Below are 19,286 nucleotides of genomic sequence, written 5' to 3' on the forward strand. Positions count from 1 at the left end.
TCAGGCATTTCCTACAAATCATCCCGATTGGCAAGCCCCTTGCTCTAGCCTGACTTATGTTCATTGCTGGAAGCTTTCCGATGCTGGTGATTCATCGCAGAATCGACCCCCAAGCCGTCTGGGCCGCCGAGTTGCACCTCACCTTCGAAGCGCGCAGCAAGAGCCGTTTGCGCTGTTTCAGCGCCGACGGAGAAGACGTCGGGCTGTTTCTGAACCGTGGTCAACCACCGCTGCACGATGGCGAATGCCTTGAGGCTGAAGACGGCAGGATTGTCCGCGTCTGCGCGCGTCCCGAGCAACTGCTGCATGTCACCTGCGCCAATGCCTTCGAGCTGACCCGCGCTGCTTATCACCTCGGCAATCGCCACGTTGCTCTGCAAGTGGGCGATGGCTGGCTACGCTTGCTCGACGATTACGTGCTCAAGGCCATGCTTGAGCAGTTGAATGCCCGCGTAGACGCCATTGAAGCGCCATTTCAGCCCGAGCACGGGGCTTACGGCGGCGGCCATCACCATTCCCGGCATGGCGAGGAAGCCTTCAACTACGCGCCGAAACTGCACCAGTTCGGCGTACGTTTATGAGTCCAGCCTGGGCGCTATTGCGTCTGGCCAGTCCGCAGTTGCCGATTGGTGGGTACAGCTATTCACAGGGATTGGAAATGGCTGTGGATAACGGTCGCGTGAGTGATTCCGAGAGCGCGCGACGCTGGATCAGCGATCAGTTGTTGCTGAACCTGGCGCGCTTCGAAGCACCGTTGCTGCTTGCCCATTGCACCGCAGCGGCCGAGGAAAACTGGGCTGATCTGTTACAGCATTGCGAAGAACATCGCGCCAGTCGCGAGACTCGGGAGTTGCATCAGGAAAGCCGGCAGATGGGCTATTCACTTCAGCAACTGCTCAACGGTCTGCCGGAACTGGACGCTGCGGCCCGTGCGTTTCTCGAGCAACGTGCCGAGCCGCACCTTGCCCTCGGTTGGGCGCTGGCGGCGCGTGCCTGGCAGATCAAGCCGCAGGATGCGCTCGCGGCATGGCTCTGGAGCTGGCTGGAAAACCAACTGGCGGTATTAATGAAGACCCTGCCGCTGGGCCAGCAAGCCGCCCAGCGCCTGACCAGCCAATTGCTGCCGCTGCTGCAAGAAGCACAACAGCACGCCAGCCACCTCAAACCCGAATATTACGGCAGCGCCGCTTTCGGCCTGTCTCTGGCAAGCATGGCCCATGAGCGCCAGTACAGCCGCCTGTTTCGTTCCTAGGGACGTTAATTCTGGAGAATCACATGAACGCTCAACCCCTGCGCGTCGGCATCGGCGGCCCGGTCGGCTCCGGCAAGACGGCCCTGACGCTGGCGCTGTGTCTGGCACTGCGCGATCGCTACAACCTCGCCGTCGTCACGAACGATATTTACACCCGCGAAGACGCCGATTTTCTGGTGCGTAACGAAGCGCTCGCCCCTGAGCGGATTATTGGCGTGGAGACCGGCGGCTGCCCGCACACGGCGATTCGCGAAGACGCCTCGATCAACCTGGAGGCGGTGGACCAACTGAACCGCCGCTTTCCGGGGCTTGATCTGATTCTGGTGGAATCCGGCGGGGACAATCTGTCGGCAACGTTCAGTCCGGAGCTGTCCGACCTGACTATCTATGTGATCGACGTCTCGGCCGGCGACAAACTGCCGCGCAAGGGTGGCCCGGGCATCTGCAAATCCGATCTGCTGGTGATCAACAAGATCGACCTCGCGCCGCTGGTGGGCGCATCGCTGGAGATGATGGACAGCGACACCCGCCGCATGCGCAACGGCAAGCCATTTGTCTTCAGCAACCAGAAAACAGGTCTGGGGCTGGAAGAGATCATCGCCTTCATCGAACGCCAAGGCTTGCTGACCGCAGCCTGATCAGGATCTCAACAAGGAAGCTCAACCATGATATTGAAACGCATTCTGGCCACTCTGGCCCTTTTGGTGACGCCAGCCATCGCCCTCGCCCACCCGGGCCATGGCGACAACGGGTTGATCGCCGGCATCAGTCATCCTGTCGGCGGTCTCGATCACTTGCTGGCAATGCTGGCCGTCGGCTTGTGGGCGGCGCAGCAACAAGGCGCCGCACGCTGGGCGCTGCCCTGTACGTTTGTCGGCACGATGCTGATCGGCGGGGTAATGGGTTTTGCAGGGCTGCATTTGCCGGCGCTGGAAAGCGGCATCGCTGCATCAGTGCTGGCGCTGGGGCTGGCGGTTGCGCTGGCCGTGCGTCCACCGTTAAGCCTGGCCGTTGCGGCCACAGCATTGTTTGCGCTGTTCCACGGCGTCGCGCATGGCCTGGAATTACCCGACATGTCCAGCCCTTGGGCGTATGCGGCAGGATTTGTGGTGGCAACGGCCGCATTGCATTCCGCAGGTTTTGCGGTGGTGCGGGTTATGCCTCGGGCGGCAGCGCCGTTGGTGCGCTTGGCCGGAGCAGCTTCGGCGGCGACCGGGGTGTGGTTATTGGCCGGCTGATTTCTGCATCGCCTGTGATGGCCTCATCGCGAGCAGCTCGGCTCCCACTGTGAAATGGATACTCTGTGGGTGCCGAACTTGCTCGCGATAGCGGTCTGACAGACACCGCCTCTCTCCGACCGGCCTCTCTGCTAACATGGCGCGCAATTAATCCTGCCGTGACGACGCCAGCCCATGCCGCATCAGCCCCGCTCCACTTCCCAGCTTGAACTGAACGCGCTGTTCGCCTCGGTGCAACAGCATTTCCGGGACGTGATTGTGCCGCTCTGGCAAGGTCCGGGCTGGAATGCCGACATGGCACTGCCCTATGAAGCGCTGGATGCGGCTCACCATCCGCTGCCACCTCAACGCTACCGGGCCATGGCCTGCGCGCGGCAGTTGTATGTGTTTTCCGGCCTGATCGGTCAGCTGGCGGGTGCCGAGGAACGTGCGGCTGCGTTGTTTCGTTCCTTGCAGCAGCATTTTCACGACGCTGAACACGGCGGCTGGTTCTACAGCATCGACTCGCAAGGCACCCCACTCGATCGAAGCAAGGATCTCTACACCCACGCTTTTATCCTGTTTGCCTGCGCTCACTATTGGGACAAGGTTCGCGAGCCGTTGGTGGAGTCAGTGCTCAACGCCACACTTGAAGTGATCGCGCAGCGTTTCACGACGAACGACGGCCTCTACGAAGCATGCCTCGACCAGGAGTGGTCTTCCCTGAATACCGGGCCGCTGCAGAATCCGTTGATGCACCTGGCTGAAGCATTTCTTGCGACGCTGGCAGTTCGTGCAGACGCGCCTGTGCAGCGTGCCCTTGAGCAGTTATGCAGCGCAATGCATCGGCGATTTATCGATCCAGAACATGATGTGCTGATGGAAAAACCCCTGGGCGCTGTGGATAACTGGTTTGAACCAGGCCATCAATTCGAGTGGTACTTCCTGCTGGAATCATCGCCGTTGTTGCGCGGTTCGCCGCTGCACGCCTCGCTCGACCGCGCGTTTGCGTTCACTGAGCAGCGAGGCGTCGATGAATCAAGTGGCGCGGTGCGGGCGATGTTGACGCTGGATGGGCAATCGAAAGATGCCACCCAGCGTATATGGGCTCAGGCTGAATACTTGCGGGCGCTGACGCTGCGACCGGACAGCGAGGCTGCAGTCATGCGCCAGTTGCAGGCATTGCTGCAGCATTCTTTACATGCGCACGGCTGGTATGAATGCCGCGATGAGAAGGGTGAAGTGAGTCGCCGCGATATGCCGTCGACCACGCCTTATCATCTGGCGACTTGTTATCGCGGGTTGGCTGATTACCTCGCTGACTGAGAGACAGTCATCGCGAGCAAGCTCGGCGCCTGCAGGGGTTTGTGTTGATTCGCCATTTAACGAACGACACAAAACCTGTGGGAGCCGAGCTCGCTCGCGATAGCCGTTATACGTTCTCAGGCCTTGCCACCACTGCGATCAATCGCAAACCCACTCCACGACTGGCTCAACGGCATCAACTCGAGACTGTTGATATTGATGTGCGCCGGCGCGTTCAGTACCCAGAAAATCGTGTCGGCGATGTCTTGCGGCTGGATCGGTTCTACGCCGGCGTAAGTTGCGTCATAACGCTTCTGATCACCTGCAAAGCGCACCAGCGAAAATTCGCTCTCGGACATACCCGGCTCGATGTTGCTGACCCGCACGCCCGTCCCCTGCAAGTCGCAGCGCAGGCTCAGCGAAAACTGTTTCACGAACGCCTTGCTCGCTCCGTACACGTGGCTGCCCGGGTAAGGGTAACTGCCGGCGACCGAGCCGAGGTTGATGATACCGGCACCACGGCCGTGGGCGATCAGTCGCGGCAACAACAGACGCGTGCTGTACATCAGACCCTTGATGTTGGTGTCGACCATAGTGTCCCAATCATCCAGATCGCACTTCGGCGCAGGGTCGACGCCAAGCGCCAGGCCGGCGTTGTTGATCAATCCGCGCAGTTTCGCGAAAGACGGCGGGAGACTGGCAATGGCCTCTTCCATGGCCTTGCGATCACGTACGTCAAGCACGATGCCATGCACTTCCGTCTGCTTCGACAATTCGGTGCACAGGGCATTGAGGCGTTCTTCACGACGGCCTGTCAGCACCAGCTTCCAGCCAGCATCGGCGAAACGACGGGCGCAGGCTTCACCAAAACCAGAAGTAGCTCCGGTAATAAACAGGGTGTTGGACATCGTGTTCTCCTTGCTTCGGCCGACTCGCAGCCATTGGAATAGAAATCAGCCGGCAGCATGCCCGGCCTTGCACACAGCGGCAACCACTGTGCAATTGCTCAAATAACAACCAACCGTCCAAGCGCTATACAGTGCGGGGCTTACAGCCATGTACACGCACCTTATCCACAGGCCGGTCCACAGTTTTCGGGGGCAAGTAAAACGGCTGCAAGCCGCTGGGCACAAGGCTTTGCGAGCACTTGGAAAACTTTTTTGCTTGACCCTCGCATGCCCGCAGTGTAGCCCAAGGCATTTTGCACGACTGGGCTATGGAATGGGCGATGGCGCGAAGCCAGTAACTACGGCCCTCAGCGAACTCTTTCCAGAGTTTAACCACAGACTTATCCACAGGCTTTCACCTGCATCATCGGGTTGATCCCACCGGTGATAAAAAGGTTGACAAAGACGCCATTGAGCGCCGAGAAACTCCCTGATCAAAAAACAACCATATCGCTGCAAGCCACGTTTGCAAAGGTCTGCAGCCATGTACCACCACGTTATTCACAGTCAGCTCCACAGCAAACGGGGACAACTCAAAACCTTGATAAAACAGCCATTTGCGGCGTCTTTATGTCGCGGTTAAAGAGCTTGGCGAATTTGTTTTCCACAATTTGCCGAAGTCTGCAATTAGCCTCGTGGGAGCAATGCTTGCTGGCAGTAGCGGTGGGTCAAATTCCGCTACTTTTTGATGCTACCAGCCATCGCGAGCACGCTTTGCTCCTTTGGATTCAGAACGTAAAAAAGCCCCGATGATTGCTCACCGGGGCTTAGGTGTTTCAACAGAAGTTAATGCCCGCCGAGATAAGCGTTACGCACCTCTTCATTCACCAGCAGCTCCTTGCCGCTGCCCGTCAAACGAATTTCGCCGTTGACCATGACGTAAGCACGGTCCGAGAGCCTGAGCGCGTGGTTGGCGTTCTGTTCGACGAGGAAGATCGTCATGCCAGTCTTTGCCAGCTCCCGCAAAGTAGCGAAGATCTGTTTCACCACGATCGGCGCCAGCCCAAGGCTTGGTTCATCGAGCAGCAAAAGCTTCGGCCGGCTCATCAACGCACGGGCAATCGCGAGCATCTGCTGCTCGCCACCCGACATGGTCATGGCGCGTTGCGTGCGCCGCTCTTCGAGCCTTGGAAACAGCTCGAACATCCGCTGCATATCTTCCTTGGCGTATTTATCGCCAATCGGAATGGTGCCCATCAGCAGGTTTTCCTCGACGGTCATGTCAGGGAATACCCGTCGGCCTTCCGGCGATTGCGCAATACCGTGCGACGCGATGTAGTGAGACGACTTGTGGGTAATGTCCACGCCTTGATAGATAATTTGCCCGCTCGCTGCCCGTGGCTGGCCGAAAATCGACATCAGCAAGGTCGACTTGCCGGCGCCATTGGAGCCGATCAGGCTGACGGTTTCCCCTTCATTGATCTGCAGCGAGACTTTTTTCAGGGCCTGGATGGGTCCGTAAAACACATCCAGATCCTTGAGTTCGAGGATGGGTTGGCTCATAGCACCACTTCCTCTTCATCAGCGCCCAGGTAGGCCGCAATCACTTTCGGGTCATTGCGAATGGCGTCGGGTCCGCCTTCGGCAATAACGATGCCGTGGTCCAGCACCACAATGTGGTCGGAAATGCTCATAACCATGCCCATGTCATGTTCGATCAGTACTACAGTCAGATCATGCTCGTCACGCAGCAGCCGGATCATCGCGCTCAGTGCTTCGGTTTCCTGAGGGTTGAGGCCGGCGGCCGGCTCGTCGAGGCAGATGATCTGAGGCCGGGTGCACATGGCCCGGGCGATCTCCAGACGGCGTTGCTGACCATAGGACAATTCACCGGCCAGGCGGTTGGCGCAATCGACCAGGTCCACCACTTCCAGCCAGTAGAAGGCGTGGTCCAGCGCGTCGCTTTCTGCTTTGCGGTAACCCTTGGTGTTAAGAATGCCGGCCAGCAGGTTGCGGTTGACCCACATGTGCTGGGCCACCAGCAGGTTTTCCAGTACCGACATTTCCTTGAACAGGCGAATATTCTGGAAGGTGCGTGCCAGTCCCGCCCGGTTGACCAGGTGAGTGCCGCCGAACATCTTGTAGTACATCCGGCTGAGGAAGGATTTCGGCGAGACGAAATCGGTGGGTTTGAACGACTCACCCAACAACTGAATGACGTTGGTTTGCTCGCCACGAACATTGAGCTCGATCTTGCCGCCGGAGGCCTTGTAGAAACCGGTGAGGCAGTTGAACACCGTGGTCTTGCCGGCACCGTTTGGGCCGATCAGGGCGAAAATCGAGTTGCGATGAACCTTCAGACTGACATCGCTCAGCGCCTTGATGCCGCCGAAGTGCATCATCAGCTTCTCTACGGAAAGGACGACTTCGCTCATGGCGCTACTCCTTTGCGAGGCGTCACACCGGTACGGCTGATCCGAATCAGGCCGCGCGGGCGCCAGATCATCATCAACACCATCAACACGCCGAACAGCAGCACGCGGTATTCAGCAAAACCACGCAGCAGTTCCGGTGCGACGGTCAGCACGAATGCCGCGATGACCACGCCGATCGTCGAGCCCATGCCACCCAGCACCACGATGGCAAGGATCAGCGCCGATTCGAAGAAGGTAAACGAAGTAGGATTGACGAAACCTTGATAAGTGGCAAAGAACACCCCGGCCAGGCCGGCTGTCGAGGCGCCGATGGTGAACGCCGAGAGTTTCACCAGCACGTGGTTGAGACCCATGGAGCGGCAAGCGATTTCATCTTCGCGCAATGCTTCCCAGGCGCGGCCAACTGGCATGCGGGTCAGGCGATGTTTGACGTACAGCACGGCCAGTACCACCAGGAACAACACGGCATAGATGAAGTAATACTTCACGTCGGGGTTGTAGGCGATGCCGAAGTACTCATGAAAGGGAACACCGCCCTCCTTCGCCCGTTTGCCGAACTCCAGACCGAAGAAGGTTGGCAGTGGTGCTGCCATCCCGTTCGGGCCGCCGGTCAGCGATAGCCAGTTGTTGAGCACCAGACGAATGATTTCCCCGAACCCCAGGGTCACGATCGCCAGGTAATCGCCGTGCAGACGCAACACCGGGAAACCGAGGATGCATCCGGCGAGACCGGCCATGATTGCCGCCAGTGGCAGCACCGTCCAGAAACCCAGCCCCAGGTATTGATAGCCGAGCGCCAGGCCGTACGCGCCGATTGCATAGAACGCCACATAGCCCAGATCGAGCAACCCGGCCAGGCCGACCACGATGTTAAGCCCCAGACCCAGCAGCACGTAGATCAGCCCGAGGATGACCACGCCCAGCAGGTAGGAGTTGGAGAAGAACGGGAAAATCACCGCAATGACGATCATTATCGGGATGATCCAGCGCAACCGGGATTTGTAATCGGGCGGCAGTACATGCACCCCGGAGCCAGTGCTTTCAAACCCTTCGAGGATACGCAGGCCTTTAGGCGTCTGCAGGAACAGGCTCAAGGCAAAGCGGCCCGCCATGACGATGGCGACAATCCAGGCTACCCGCGTCGTTTCCATGTTAAAGCCGTAGCCATCAAGGACCACGCCGACAATCGGCCCAAATACGATCAGGGCAACAAGGCCGGCGAGTATGGCGTCAACCAGGCTTCTTTTGAGATCAATGGTTTTATGAGTGGTTGAAGACATCGCTTACACCTTCGACACAAGAGGACGGCCGAGCAGGCCTTGGGGCCGAAAGACCAGAACGAGAACGAGCAGCGAGAAACTGAACACGTCTTTGTAGTCGGAATTGACCAGGCCTGAGAACAGCGATTCGGAAATACCGAGGATGATCCCGCCGAGCATCGCCCCAGGCAGTGAGCCGATCCCGCCAAGCACCGCGGCAGTAAACGCCTTGATCCCGATGATGAAGCCGGCATAGAAATCGAACGTGCCGTAATTCATGGTGATCAGCACACCGGCCAGCGCCGCCATCGCAGCACCGATGATGAAAACGTAGGAAATCACCCGGTCGGTGTTGATCCCCAAAATCGAGGCCATCTTGCGGTCTTGCTGAGTCGCACGGCACATGCGGCCGAGCTTGGTGTACTTGATGATGTAGGTCAGCAGTGCCATGCCGGCGAACGCCGCGATCAGGATAAATACTTTGGTGTAGGTCAACTGCACGAAACCGGTGCCGATATCGACGCGCCAGGCGCCGGTCAGCAAGGTAGGAACACCTTGTTGTTTCGCACCTTGAGCAATTTGTGCGTAGTTCTGCAGGATCAGCGAGATACCAATGGCACTGATCAGCGGTGCCAGACGGGTGGAGTTGCGCAGTGGTTTGTAGGCGACGCGCTCGATGACCCAGCCATAAACCGCCGTTACCACGATGGTAAAGATCAGCGTGCCAAGCATCAGGAGCGGGAAGGATTCAATACCGAAGTATGCCAGCAGAGCCAGACTGATTGCCGCGAGGTAAGCGGAAATCATGTAAACCTCGCCGTGGGCGAAGTTGATCATGCCAATGATGCCATAGACCATTGTGTAGCCGATGGCGATCAGGCCATAGACCGACCCGAGGGTCAGGCCGTTGACCAGTTGCTGCAGGAAAATACCATCCATAACGCAATCTCACGCAGTGAGAACCTGCATACCTTGGGTGTGCGGCTCTTCTAGGAAAAATACAGATTTACGTCGGAGCAATGTCAGCCACGATCCCGCCGACCAGACCCGGATCCTGTAGGAGCGAGCCTGCTCGCGATGGCGTCATAACATTCAACACGGTTGTCGACTGTCAGTACGTCATCGCGAGCAGGCTCACTCCTACAAGGAAGGCGTCAGGTCAGCTGATCGAGTCAGCCCTTACTTCTGTTTTTCCAGCTGGTGGTATTTGCCGTCCTTGTCCCATTGGTAAACCACGTAGTCGGAGACTTTCAGGTCGCCCTTGGCATCCCATGTCTTCTCGCCCATCACGGTTTTAACAGGGTTTTTCTTCAGCCACTCGGCGGCTTTCTCGCCATTGTTGGATTTAGCACCGTTGAAAGCGGCAGCCAGGGTTTGAACCGAAGCGTAGGCATACAGGGTGTAGCCTTCGGGCTCGGTGCCGGCTTTGCGGAACTCGTCCACCACGGTCTTGCTGTCTGGCAGCAGGCGCGGGTCGGCGCCGAAGGTCATCAGCACGCCGTCGACGAACTGCGGGCCGCCAGCAGTAGTGACCAGCTCGTCGGTGACGATACCGTCATCGGACATGAACTTGACGTCTTTGAGGCCTTGTTCACGCAGTTGACGGACCAGAGGACCGGCTTCGGGGTGCAGACCACCGAAGTAGACTACGTCGGCACCGGCGCCACGGATCTTCGTCACGATGGTGCTGAAATCTTTCTCGCCACGGGTCAGACCTTCATACAAGACAGGCTTCACGCCGCGTTTTTCCAGCTGTGCCTTGGTGGCGTCCGCCAGGCCTTGGCCGTAGGTGTCCTTGTCGTGCAGGACCACGACCTTCTTGCCTTTGAGCACGTCGACAATGTAGTCGCCGGCAACGATGCCTTGCTGATCGTCACGCCCGCACATACGGAACATGGCGCTGAGGCCGCGCTCGGTGACCGCCGGGTTGGTCGAGCCCGGCGTAATAGCAATGATGCCCGCTTCATCATAAATTTCGGAGGCAGGGATGGTGGAAGAGGAGCAGAAATGACCGACCACGCCGGCAACTTTCTGGTTGGTCAGGTCCTTGGCGACCGTCACAGCCTGTTTCGGTTCGCAGGCGTCATCGCCACGCACCAGTACGATTTTTTCCCCGTTGACGCCGCCTGCCGCATTGACCGCATCGGCCGCAGCCTGTGCACCCTTCATGTACTGCTCGCCAAATGCCGCGTTGGCACCTGTCATCGGACCTGCCACACCAATTTTTACATCAGCCTGCGCAAACGCGGAAACACCCAAAGCAGTAGCCACTGCGAGGGCCAGAAAGCCTTTCTTGTAAAACGTCTGGGACATGAGGTGGTGCTCCAAGGTTTTTTTTAGTTGGCACTGCGACTTCTCTGAATGCTCAGAGCAAGTGCCGTGCCATCGGTTTTTTATTCTGAAAAAAGTCGCTGCATTATTGTTATTTCGACTGTTTCGAGCCCATTTTCATTGAGCGTGCAACCGTCTAAACCGCTGAAGGTGAAACCGATATATATTTATGGCGCAACCTGCGCGCGCCATCATTGCAACCGCAGTCCGAAACCACGTGCAACCAACCTGTAACAACACACGTCACCGAAGTGCACACTGCTGGTGCGCGAACTGCTACAACGCGCACCACTACAGGCTAGTCGCTAAGTCAAAAAGCGCTGCTTTCAGCAACAAATTTCAACAATCAAATCACTATGCGCAAGCACTGGCCTGCGTGATACAGCGAGAATCCGGCCTCGTATAAACAGCTGCGCAGGCCCGCCCCCGCCAGAGGCTGCATGGGAGCGAACGGAATCGGCAAGGCCTGCGCATCGCCCCTGCACAGATAATCGGCAAACGCCTTGCCGACTACGGTACCCGTGGTCACGCCGCGCCCGTTGTAGCCGGTGACTGCCACCAGACCGGGCGCGGGTTCAAACAGGCGCATCAAGTGATCGGGAGTAAAAGCGATGCAACCGGTCCAGGTACATTCCCATTCCACGGGTTTGAGGTAGGGAAAATAGTGCTGCTGGACGCGATCTGCCCAGGCTTTGAGAAACCAGGCCGGCTTTTGATTGCCGTTGCCGAGACTGCCCAGCAAAAGACGTCCGGCCTTGTCGCGACGGATGCTGCTGAGCACCTGGCGGGTGTCCCACGAACCCTGGCCGCCTGGCAGGATTTGCTCGGCAGCCGGATCGGTCAACGGCACCGAAGCAACCTGATAATAATACCCGGGGAAGAAATTGCGCCGAAGCTCGGTCCAGTCGCCCTCGGTATAAGCGTTCGATGCGATCACCACCTGCTCGGCCAGCACTGAACCTTGTGGCGTTTGAACCGACCAGCGCTGGCCCTGCCGCTCAAGTCGAGTCACCGGCGAATGATCAAAAAGCTGGCCGCCCAGACCCATCGCCGCTTGCGCCAGCCCCGTCGTGTAAGCCATCGGGTTGATCGTGCCGGCACGACGATCAAGCAGCGCAGCAGCGATTTTTTTCGTGCCAGTGGCCTGCTCGCAAGCTTGCCCGGTCAGTAATTCGACCGGCGCGCCGCGACGTTTCCACTGCTGTTCCCGACTGCGCAGGTCCGCTTCGCCACGGGCGTTATGCGCCATGTGCAACGTGCCTTCGCGACGCAATTGGCAATCAATGTTGTACTTGTCCACAAGACTGAAAACCAGGGACGGCGCCGCACCCAGCATGCGATTGAGCTGACTGCCCACTGCTTCGCCGAAACCGGCTTCGATCTCGTCTGGAGGAATCCACATGCCGGCGTTCACCAGCCCGACATTGCGTCCGGACCCGCCGTGACCGACTCGATGCGCTTCCACCACGCAAACGGTCTTGCCCTGTTCGAGCAAGTGCACCGCCGCAGACAACCCGGTAAAACCGGCGCCGATCACGCATACATCTACCTTGATTTCGCCGCGCAGCGCTGCGTTATCAGGTCGTTGCGGCGTCAACTTTTCCCACAAACACTCTTCGCGTAACGGCATTGCCTGCTCCTGTCGGAGCAGCTGCGAGCTTCAAGCGACAAGCTTCAAGCAAACTGGCTTGCGGCTTGAAGCTTGCAACCTGGAGCTGCTTAATCGAACGTAATCCCCTGCGCCAATGGCAACTCCAGCGAATAGTTCACAGTGTTGGTCTGGCGGCGCATGTAGCCGCGCCATGCATCGGAACCGGATTCACGACCGCCACCGGTTTCCTTCTCGCCGCCAAACGCGCCGCCGATTTCCGCGCCGCTCGGGCCGATGTTGACGTTGGCAATGCCGCAGTCACTGCCCACCGCCGACATGAACTGCTCGGCTTCGCGCACATCAGTGGTGAATATGCACGACGACAGGCCTTGTGGCACTTCGTTGTTAAGGCGCAGTGCTTCGTCAAAATCCTTGTAACCGATCACGTACAGGATCGGCGCGAACGTTTCACCGCGAACCACATCACTCTGCTCGGGCATTTCAACAATCGCCGGCGACACGTAATACGCGTTCGGGAACTGGTCTTCCAGCTGACGTTTGCCACCAAACACGCGACCACCCTCGCTCAGTGCCTGCTCGAGTGCGTCCTGCATGTTTTCAAAGCTGTGCTTGTCGATCAGCGGGCCGATCAGATTGCCTTCCAGCGGGTTGCCGATGCGAACCTTCGAGTATGCGGCTTTCAGGCGGGTGACGATTTCTTCCTTCACCGATTCGTGTGCGATCAGGCGACGCAGCGTAGTGCAACGCTGGCCGGCGGTACCGACGGCGCTGAACAGAATCGCGCGCACAGCCATATCGAGGTCGGCGCTTGGGCCGAGGATCATTGCGTTGTTACCGCCCAGCTCGAGAATGCTGCGGGCGAAACGTGCGGCGATTTTCGGTGCCACTTCGCGACCCATACGGGTACTGCCGGTAGCGCTGATCAGCGCGACACGCGGGTCATCGACCAGCGCTTCACCGGCATCGCGGCCGCCGATGATCACCTGGCTCAGGTGTGGCGGTGCATCGCTGAAATTCTTCAGGACGCGATCAAACAGCGCCTGACACGCCAGTGCAGTCAGCGGAGTTTTTTCGGACGGCTTCCAGATCACCGGATTGCCGCAAACCAATGCCAGCGTGGTGTTCCAGGCCCAGACCGCAACCGGGAAGTTGAATGCGCTGATCACGCCAACGACGCCCAGCGGGTGCCAGGTTTCGCGCATGTGGTGGCCGGGGCGCTCGGAGGCGATGGTCAAACCGTACAACTGCCGGGAAAGGCCCACGGCAAAGTCGCAAATGTCGATCATTTCCTGCACTTCACCCAAGCCTTCCTGAGTGATCTTGCCGGCTTCCCAGGAGACCAGCTCGCCGAGGTCGGCCTTGTATTCGCGCAGAATGTCACCCAGTTGACGCACCAGTTCGCCACGACGCGGGGCCGGAACCTTGCGCCACAATTCGAAAGCATGATCTGCGCGACTGATGTGCTGCTCGACTTCAGCGGCGCCTTCCCAGTTCACAGCGGCAATGCGGCTACCATCAATCGGCGAATGCACCGGCACTTTGCCGTTCTGGTACAGGGCCGGGTTCACACCCAGACGATCAAGCAATGCGGCAACCATGGGTTACTCCTCAAGCGAAAACAGCAAACGTGCAGCCGGATGGATTCGGCCGATCAGGCTTATAGTTTTAGCGCTCCGCAGGTTACCCAACAAACGACCTTTAAGAGAGATATCATTCCGTTTATTCATGCTTCGAATAGTTGGCGAAAAAGAAACAAGAAAAAAGGATTGCCCATGCTGAATAAACGCTACCTGCCGTCGATCACCGCCCTCCAGTGTTTTGAGGCCGTGACCCGGCATTTGAGCTTCACCCGCGCCGCTGAAGAGCTGAACCTGACCCAGAGCGCCGTGAGCAAACAGGTCGCGCAACTCGAAGAATTGCTGCAGCACCTGCTGTTCCGCCGGGTGCGCCGACGCCTGCAAATGACCCCGGCCGGGGATTTGTACCTGGTGGAAGTCCGAAAAATCCTCACACAGGTCGAGATGTCGACGCATTACCTGCGTTCCTACGGCGGCGAAACTGAAGTCCTGCGTGTCTCGACGCCCCCGACCTTTGGCGCGCGGTGGCTGGTCCCAAGGCTGAAGGGCTGGCGTTTGCGTCACCCATCGATCCACCTGGACCTGTGCAGTGAGCAGGAAGCCGATGACCTGTTGCAGGGTCGCAGTGACCTGGCGTTTTATTTCGGCCAAGGTGCACGCCCTCGCACCGAATGCCTGAAATTGTTCAGCGAAGAGCTGGTGCCGGTCTGCGCGCCCGGCAGCCTGCCAGCAACGCCTTTCACCGACCCGACGCAACTCGCTGATCTGGTTCTGCTGCAAAATGCTTCGCGCCCCCAGGCGTGGCACGACTGGTTCGACAGTCAGGGTTACCACACCGAGCACAGCTACCACGGGCCACGTTTCGAAACTTTCTATATGTGCATCCGCGCCGCGCAGGTTGGTTGCGGCGTGGCACTGTTGCCGCGATTTCTGGTGGAAGAGGAATTGGCCGATGGCAAACTGGTCATACCTTGGCAACACGCGATGCCAAGTTCCGACGCTTATTACCTGGCCTATCCCGAGCATTCGGCGGAAGTCCCCAAGGTTCGTGATTTCGTGAAGTGGATGCTGGAGCAGATTGACAGCCCGGACCTTTAAAGAAACGGACACTTTGTAGCAACTGCCGAAGGCTGCGTCCGAGGGCGAAGCGCTCGCAAAAAAAGGCCATGCGACGCGTCTGAAATGACAAGATGCATACTTGCGAGTGCTTCGCCCTCGGACGCAGCCTTCGGCAGCTGCTACAGGGTTATCCGTCGCCGGCGAAACTGGCGGCTTACAGGCACTATGCCCATTTATCAGACAGCTGCAATGCCGCGCCATCAGGGCCGCGGCCAGCCCGGAGAACCCCCGTTATGAGCGAGAGTGTGTTTGCCGATCGTATCGTGCAGAACCTGCTCGACACCGACTTCTACAAGCTGACGATGATGCAGGCGGTGCTGCACAACTACCCGAACGTGGAAGTCGAATGGGAGTTCCGTTGCCGTAACAGTGAGGACCTGCGCCCTTATCTGGCAGAAATCCGTTTTCAGATCGAGCGCCTTGCGGAGTTGAGTCTGAGCCCGGACCAACTGAGTTTCATGGAGCGCATCAGCTTCATGAAACCGGATTTTCTGCGCTTTCTCGGGCTGTTCCGCTTCAATCTGCGTTACGTGCACACTGGCATCGAAAACGGCGAACTGTTCATCCGTCTGCGCGGGCCGTGGCTGCACGTGATTCTGTTCGAAGTGCCGCTGCTGTCCATCGTCAGCGAAGTACGCAATCGTTATCGCTACCGGGAAATTGTTCTGGAACAGGCTCGCGAGCAGCTTTATCGCAAGTTCGACTGGCTGAGCGCCAATGCCAGCAGTGATGAATTATCCGAATTGCAGGTAGCCGATTTCGGCACGCGTCGTCGTTTTTCTTTCCGCGTGCAGGAGGAAGTGGTGAACGTGCTCAAGCACGATTTCCCCGGACGTTTCGTCGGTACCAGCAACGTGCACCTGTCCCGCGAGCTGGACATGAAACCCTTGGGCACCATGGCCCACGAGTGGATCATGGCGCACCAGCAACTCGGCCCGCGCCTGATCGACAGCCAAATTGCCGCGCTTGATTGCTGGGTGCGGGAATACCGGGGTCTGCTCGGGATAGCCCTGACCGACTGCATCACCACCGATGCATTCCTCAGTGATTTCGACCTGTATTTCGCCAAGCTTTTCGACGGTTTGCGCCATGATTCCGGTGATCCGATACTCTGGGCAGAAAAGGCCATCGCCCACTATCACCGGCTCGGCATCGATCCGATGAGCAAGACCCTGGTGTTTTCCGACAGCCTGACACTGCCCAGGTCGCTGGAGATCTTTCGGGCACTGCGTGGCCGGATCAATGTCAGTTTTGGTATCGGCACGAACCTGACGTGCGATATCCCGGGTGTTGAACCGATGAGCATCGTGCTTAAAATGGCCGCCTGCAATGGCCAGCCGGTCGCCAAGATTTCGGACGAGCCGGGCAAGACGCACTGCAAAGACCCCAATTTTGTCGCCTATTTGCGCCACGTTTTCAAAGTTCCTGCCGCCCTTTCAAGCCCAACCAGCAAGGAGTGAATTCATGCAAGCCGTACAGCGTGAGATTGCCGAGCAGCTCAATGTTCAACCGCCGTTTGCCGACAAGGCGGCCCTTGAGGCTGAAGTCGCCCGGCGCATCAAGTTCATTCAGGAATGCCTGGTCAATTCCGGGCTCAAAGCCCTGGTGCTCGGCATTAGCGGTGGCGTCGATTCGCTCACGGCCGGCCTGTTGGCTCAGAAGGCCGTGCGTGAATTGCGTGAGCGCAGCGGCGACGACAGCTACAAGTTCATCGCCGTTCGACTGCCTTACGGCGTCCAGTTCGATGAGCACGATGCTCAAGCTTCCCTGGATTTCATCCAGCCGGATGATCGTCAAACCATCAATATCGGCCCGGCTGTCAAAGGTTTGGCCAAGGAAGTGACGGCATTCGAGGGTAAATCCGAAGCCACAGTGGATTTCGTCGTCGGCAACATGAAGGCGCGGATGCGCATGATTGCTCAATACACCATCGCCGGTGCATGTCAGGGCCTGGTGATCGGTACCGACCACGCCGCAGAAGCGGTGATGGGTTTCTACACCAAGTTCGGTGACGGCGCTTGTGACCTGGCCCCATTGAGCGGGCTGGTGAAAAACCAGGTGCGAGCCATTGCGCGCAGCTTCGGCGCCCCGGAGTCACTGGTGGAAAAAATCCCGACTGCCGACCTCGAAGACCTGTCGCCCGGCAAACCGGATGAAGCGGCGCATGGCGTGACCTATGCCGAAATCGACGCGTTCCTGCATGGCGAGCCGGTGCGCGAGGAAGCGTTCAGGATCATTTGCGAAACATACCGCAAGACACATCACAAGCGCGTGATGCCGTTTGCGCCCTGAACCTGTCAGTTAGCGGCGTGTAGGCATTCGCAGGAGCCTGTAGGAGCCTGTAGGAGCCTGTAGGAGCCTGTAGGAGCTGTCGAGTGAAACGAGGCTGCGATCTTTACAATTTGATCGTGTAGCACTGTTAAAAGATCGCAGCCTCGTTTCACTCGACAGCTCCTACAGGGTCGTACATAGGCTTCGAGGAAAAAAAAGCGTCCTGATCAGGACGCTTTTTTGTGCACGATTCGCTTACTTCAGCGTAACCGTACCTTTCATCATCGAGATGTGGCCCGGGAACGAGCAGAAGAAGCCATATTTCTCACCAGCAGCCAACTTCGATACATCAAAAGTCACCGAGTCGGTTTCCTTGGCGCCGATGATCTTGGTGTGGGCGATGATGCGCGCGTCGCCGTCTTTAAGGTAGTTCTTGTCGATACCGGCAGCCAGGCCATCGGTAGCGATGGGTTGCATGTCGGCTTCCTTGCTCAGCACCCAGTTATGACCCATGACGTTTTTCGGCAAGTTGCCGGAGTGAGTGAGCTCGACGGTGAATGTCTTGCAGCTTTTGTCGATTTCGATGGCTTTGGTGTTGAAGGTCATCTGGTCGGTGGAGTCAACGGTGGTCTTGCACTCGGCAGCCATCAGTTGGCTGCTGGCCAGTGTCAACAGGGATACCGCAACGAGTTTGGCAAACATGGTGAATCTCCAAGGCAGGGTTGGTAACGTGCGAATGGACAGAAGACTGCCTGAAAACTTCGCAAGTTCCTATGACTTGAATCAAAATTGTATACAACTTTGCAGCTATGACGCCAATCGAGACAATCTACCAGCCAGACCTCTGGGCCGGCTCTATCATCGGGCCATCATCCCCAAACGGAGTGTCTGACATGTTCATCAACAGCCTTTTATGCAGCTTGCTCGCCGCCTACGCCTGCGGCGCCAGCGGTACTTACGAAACTCCCAAACGAGACGCCTAGCGCTTGGAGTGTTGAGCCTGAAACTTTACTCTGGGCCATTCTGACCACGGAGGAAAGCATGTCTCTAACATCCGTTTGCGTATTTTGCGGTGCCAGCACCGGCTCCAGTCCCGCCTATCGCGAAGCCGCGGTTGCCCTCGGCCAGGCCTTGGCCGAGCGCAAGTTGACGCTGGTTTACGGCGGCGGCGCCGTCGGCCTGATGGGCGTCGTTGCCGATGCTGCACTGGCCGCAGGTGGCAAAGTCATTGGGATCATTCCGCAAAGTCTCAAGGACAAGGAAATCGGCCACAGCGGCCTGACTCGCCTGGAAGTGGTCGACGGCATGCATGCGCGCAAAGCGCGGATGGCCGAGCTCAGCGATGCATTCATCGCCCTGCCTGGCGGCCTTGGGACCCTGGAAGAACTGTTCGAAGTCTGGACCTGGGGCCAACTGGGCTACCACGGCAAACCGCTTGGCCTGCTGGAAGTGAACGGTTTCTACAGCAAATTGACCGGTTTTCTTGATCATATCGTCGGCGAAGGCTTCGTTCGCGGCGCGCACCGTGACATGCTGCAAGTGAGCGAAACACCGCAAACACTGCTCGAGGCCCTGGACGCGTGGCAACCGACAGTGGTGCCAAAATGGACAGGGCAAAAACCCGGCTAACGGCTCGGCACCGATACAGGGCAGAATATGCGCCGCTCAACCTCACCTTCGACCCCAGAGGATCGCCCATGGCTAAACCTAATTATTCCTTCGCCAAACGTCAGAGAGACTTGGCCAAGGAGCAGAAGAAAGAGGAAAAGCTTCAGCGCAAGAAAGCTACAGCTGAAGAAGAAGCAGCAGCACTGAACCCGGATACAGAAGGCGAAGTGGCTACACAGAACGATGTTGAAGCACCGAAAGATCAGGCACCCAACGCCTGAGACCCTCAGGGCCGGATGATCTGATCAGGCCCACCGGATCTGTGTACAGGGTCAGCAGAGGTATTGCTGACCCTCGCGGTCCATCTTGAAATATCCTGCTTCTGATTCCCTGCCCTCCCGCGTGGACGAGCC

General features: G+C 58.2%; 19 protein-coding genes. 10 read left to right on the plus strand and 9 right to left on the minus strand.

The genetic code is table 11. From position 1 onward, the window contains the following. Positions 1 to 80: 80 nt before the first annotated feature. From ureE to F8N12_RS14090, 5 genes are all read left to right on the plus strand, one after another. Entirely contained in the window at positions 81 to 581 is a 501-nt protein-coding gene (gene ureE, locus F8N12_RS14070) for an urease accessory protein UreE (RefSeq protein ID WP_150580965.1), read from the plus strand. Then, a complete protein-coding gene (locus F8N12_RS14075) occupies positions 578 to 1,252 on the plus strand; it encodes an urease accessory protein UreF (protein ID WP_150580966.1) in 675 nt (224 codons plus the stop codon). Before ureE ends, F8N12_RS14075 begins: the two co-directional genes overlap by 4 nt. Before the next feature lie 23 nt (positions 1,253 to 1,275). Continuing rightward, positions 1,276 to 1,890 (plus strand): urease accessory protein UreG, encoded by a 615-nt coding sequence (gene ureG / locus F8N12_RS14080; RefSeq protein WP_150580967.1) that lies wholly within the window; start codon positions 1,276 to 1,278, stop codon positions 1,888 to 1,890. A 27-nt stretch (positions 1,891 to 1,917) separates the two neighbouring features. Then, the gene (locus F8N12_RS14085; protein WP_150580968.1) at positions 1,918 to 2,490 is read left to right on the plus strand and encodes a HupE/UreJ family protein; all 573 of its coding nucleotides are present in this window, start codon (positions 1,918 to 1,920) and stop codon (positions 2,488 to 2,490) included. A gap of 174 nt (positions 2,491 to 2,664) precedes the next feature. Then, entirely contained in the window at positions 2,665 to 3,795 is a 1,131-nt protein-coding gene (locus F8N12_RS14090; protein ID WP_150580969.1) for an AGE family epimerase/isomerase, read from the plus strand. A gap of 116 nt (positions 3,796 to 3,911) precedes the next feature. On the opposite strand, the gene F8N12_RS14095 is transcribed toward F8N12_RS14090, so the two are convergent. From F8N12_RS14095 to F8N12_RS14135, 8 genes are all read right to left on the minus strand, one after another. After that, entirely contained in the window at positions 3,912 to 4,682 is a 771-nt protein-coding gene (locus tag F8N12_RS14095) for an SDR family oxidoreductase (protein ID WP_150580970.1), read from the minus strand. 825 nt (positions 4,683 to 5,507) lie between these two features. Then, positions 5,508 to 6,224, minus strand: a complete 717-nt coding sequence (locus F8N12_RS14105) for an ABC transporter ATP-binding protein (RefSeq protein WP_150580971.1) — start codon at positions 6,222 to 6,224, stop codon at positions 5,508 to 5,510. After that, positions 6,221 to 7,096: an ABC transporter ATP-binding protein gene (locus F8N12_RS14110; protein WP_150580972.1), complete on the minus strand. Its 876-nt coding sequence runs from the start codon at positions 7,094 to 7,096 to the stop codon at positions 6,221 to 6,223. Before F8N12_RS14110 ends, F8N12_RS14105 begins: the two co-directional genes overlap by 4 nt. Continuing rightward, positions 7,093 to 8,376, minus strand: coding sequence for a high-affinity branched-chain amino acid ABC transporter permease LivM (gene livM / locus F8N12_RS14115; RefSeq protein WP_150580973.1), 1,284 nt, complete (start codon positions 8,374 to 8,376; stop codon positions 7,093 to 7,095). Before livM ends, F8N12_RS14110 begins: the two co-directional genes overlap by 4 nt. A 3-nt stretch (positions 8,377 to 8,379) precedes the next feature. After that, positions 8,380 to 9,294, minus strand: a complete 915-nt coding sequence (locus F8N12_RS14120) for an ABC transporter permease subunit (protein ID WP_150580974.1) — start codon at positions 9,292 to 9,294, stop codon at positions 8,380 to 8,382. A gap of 240 nt (positions 9,295 to 9,534) precedes the next feature. Continuing rightward, positions 9,535 to 10,668 carry an ABC transporter substrate-binding protein gene (locus F8N12_RS14125; protein WP_150580975.1) on the minus strand — a complete coding sequence of 378 codons (1,134 nt, stop codon included), beginning with the start codon at positions 10,666 to 10,668 and terminating at the stop codon, positions 9,535 to 9,537. Between the two features lie 364 nt (positions 10,669 to 11,032). Continuing rightward, the gene (locus F8N12_RS14130; RefSeq protein WP_150580976.1) at positions 11,033 to 12,316 is read right to left on the minus strand and encodes an NAD(P)/FAD-dependent oxidoreductase; all 1,284 of its coding nucleotides are present in this window, start codon (positions 12,314 to 12,316) and stop codon (positions 11,033 to 11,035) included. Positions 12,317 to 12,405: 89 nt separating this feature from the next. Then, the gene (locus F8N12_RS14135; protein ID WP_150580977.1) at positions 12,406 to 13,896 is read right to left on the minus strand and encodes an aldehyde dehydrogenase family protein; all 1,491 of its coding nucleotides are present in this window, start codon (positions 13,894 to 13,896) and stop codon (positions 12,406 to 12,408) included. A 174-nt stretch (positions 13,897 to 14,070) separates the two neighbouring features. Between F8N12_RS14135 and F8N12_RS14140 the strand changes: the two genes are divergently transcribed. The 3 genes from F8N12_RS14140 to nadE all read left to right on the plus strand — a co-directional run bounded on the left by F8N12_RS14140 (position 14,071) and on the right by nadE (position 17,286). Further along, positions 14,071 to 14,973, plus strand: coding sequence for a LysR family transcriptional regulator (locus F8N12_RS14140; protein WP_150580978.1), 903 nt, complete (start codon positions 14,071 to 14,073; stop codon positions 14,971 to 14,973). Between the two features lie 254 nt (positions 14,974 to 15,227). Continuing rightward, a complete protein-coding gene (gene pncB, locus F8N12_RS14145) occupies positions 15,228 to 16,454 on the plus strand; it encodes a nicotinate phosphoribosyltransferase (RefSeq protein WP_028622025.1) in 1,227 nt (408 codons plus the stop codon). A gap of 4 nt (positions 16,455 to 16,458) precedes the next feature. Next, the gene (gene nadE, locus F8N12_RS14150) at positions 16,459 to 17,286 is read left to right on the plus strand and encodes an ammonia-dependent NAD(+) synthetase (RefSeq protein ID WP_150580979.1); all 828 of its coding nucleotides are present in this window, start codon (positions 16,459 to 16,461) and stop codon (positions 17,284 to 17,286) included. Between the two features lie 234 nt (positions 17,287 to 17,520). Here nadE and azu read toward each other — a convergent pair whose 3' ends face one another. Continuing rightward, a complete protein-coding gene (gene azu, locus F8N12_RS14155) occupies positions 17,521 to 17,967 on the minus strand; it encodes an azurin (protein WP_150580980.1) in 447 nt (148 codons plus the stop codon). A 339-nt stretch (positions 17,968 to 18,306) separates the two neighbouring features. Between azu and F8N12_RS14160 the strand changes: the two genes are divergently transcribed. Then, positions 18,307 to 18,894, plus strand: coding sequence for a TIGR00730 family Rossman fold protein (locus tag F8N12_RS14160; RefSeq protein ID WP_150580981.1), 588 nt, complete (start codon positions 18,307 to 18,309; stop codon positions 18,892 to 18,894). 68 nt (positions 18,895 to 18,962) lie between these two features. Then, on the plus strand, positions 18,963 to 19,154 hold the full coding sequence (locus F8N12_RS14165) for a hypothetical protein (protein ID WP_150580982.1): 192 nt from the start codon (positions 18,963 to 18,965) through the stop codon (positions 19,152 to 19,154). Positions 19,155 to 19,286 lie beyond the last annotated feature (132 nt).

The organism is Pseudomonas fluorescens, assembly GCF_902497625.1.
GTDB lineage: Bacteria > Pseudomonadota > Gammaproteobacteria > Pseudomonadales > Pseudomonadaceae > Aquipseudomonas > Aquipseudomonas fluorescens_BQ.

Coding starts and splice junctions, on each gene's coding strand:
- ureE (WP_150580965.1), top strand. CDS start 81: ATGCTGGTGATTCATCGCAGAATCGACCCCCAAGCCGTCTGGGCCGCC.
- F8N12_RS14075 (WP_150580966.1), top strand. CDS start 578: ATGAGTCCAGCCTGGGCGCTATTGCGTCTGGCCAGTCCGCAGTTGCCG.
- ureG (WP_150580967.1), top strand. CDS start 1,276: ATGAACGCTCAACCCCTGCGCGTCGGCATCGGCGGCCCGGTCGGCTCC.
- F8N12_RS14085 (WP_150580968.1), top strand. CDS start 1,918: ATGATATTGAAACGCATTCTGGCCACTCTGGCCCTTTTGGTGACGCCA.
- F8N12_RS14090 (WP_150580969.1), top strand. CDS start 2,665: ATGCCGCATCAGCCCCGCTCCACTTCCCAGCTTGAACTGAACGCGCTG.
- F8N12_RS14095 (WP_150580970.1), bottom strand. CDS start 4,682: ATGTCCAACACCCTGTTTATTACCGGAGCTACTTCTGGTTTTGGTGAA.
- F8N12_RS14105 (WP_150580971.1), bottom strand. CDS start 6,224: ATGAGCCAACCCATCCTCGAACTCAAGGATCTGGATGTGTTTTACGGA.
- F8N12_RS14110 (WP_150580972.1), bottom strand. CDS start 7,096: ATGAGCGAAGTCGTCCTTTCCGTAGAGAAGCTGATGATGCACTTCGGC.
- livM (WP_150580973.1), bottom strand. CDS start 8,376: ATGTCTTCAACCACTCATAAAACCATTGATCTCAAAAGAAGCCTGGTT.
- F8N12_RS14120 (WP_150580974.1), bottom strand. CDS start 9,294: ATGGATGGTATTTTCCTGCAGCAACTGGTCAACGGCCTGACCCTCGGG.
- F8N12_RS14125 (WP_150580975.1), bottom strand. CDS start 10,668: ATGTCCCAGACGTTTTACAAGAAAGGCTTTCTGGCCCTCGCAGTGGCT.
- F8N12_RS14130 (WP_150580976.1), bottom strand. CDS start 12,316: ATGCCGTTACGCGAAGAGTGTTTGTGGGAAAAGTTGACGCCGCAACGA.
- F8N12_RS14135 (WP_150580977.1), bottom strand. CDS start 13,896: ATGGTTGCCGCATTGCTTGATCGTCTGGGTGTGAACCCGGCCCTGTAC.
- F8N12_RS14140 (WP_150580978.1), top strand. CDS start 14,071: ATGCTGAATAAACGCTACCTGCCGTCGATCACCGCCCTCCAGTGTTTT.
- pncB (WP_028622025.1), top strand. CDS start 15,228: ATGAGCGAGAGTGTGTTTGCCGATCGTATCGTGCAGAACCTGCTCGAC.
- nadE (WP_150580979.1), top strand. CDS start 16,459: ATGCAAGCCGTACAGCGTGAGATTGCCGAGCAGCTCAATGTTCAACCG.
- azu (WP_150580980.1), bottom strand. CDS start 17,967: ATGTTTGCCAAACTCGTTGCGGTATCCCTGTTGACACTGGCCAGCAGC.
- F8N12_RS14160 (WP_150580981.1), top strand. CDS start 18,307: ATGTCTCTAACATCCGTTTGCGTATTTTGCGGTGCCAGCACCGGCTCC.
- F8N12_RS14165 (WP_150580982.1), top strand. CDS start 18,963: ATGGCTAAACCTAATTATTCCTTCGCCAAACGTCAGAGAGACTTGGCC.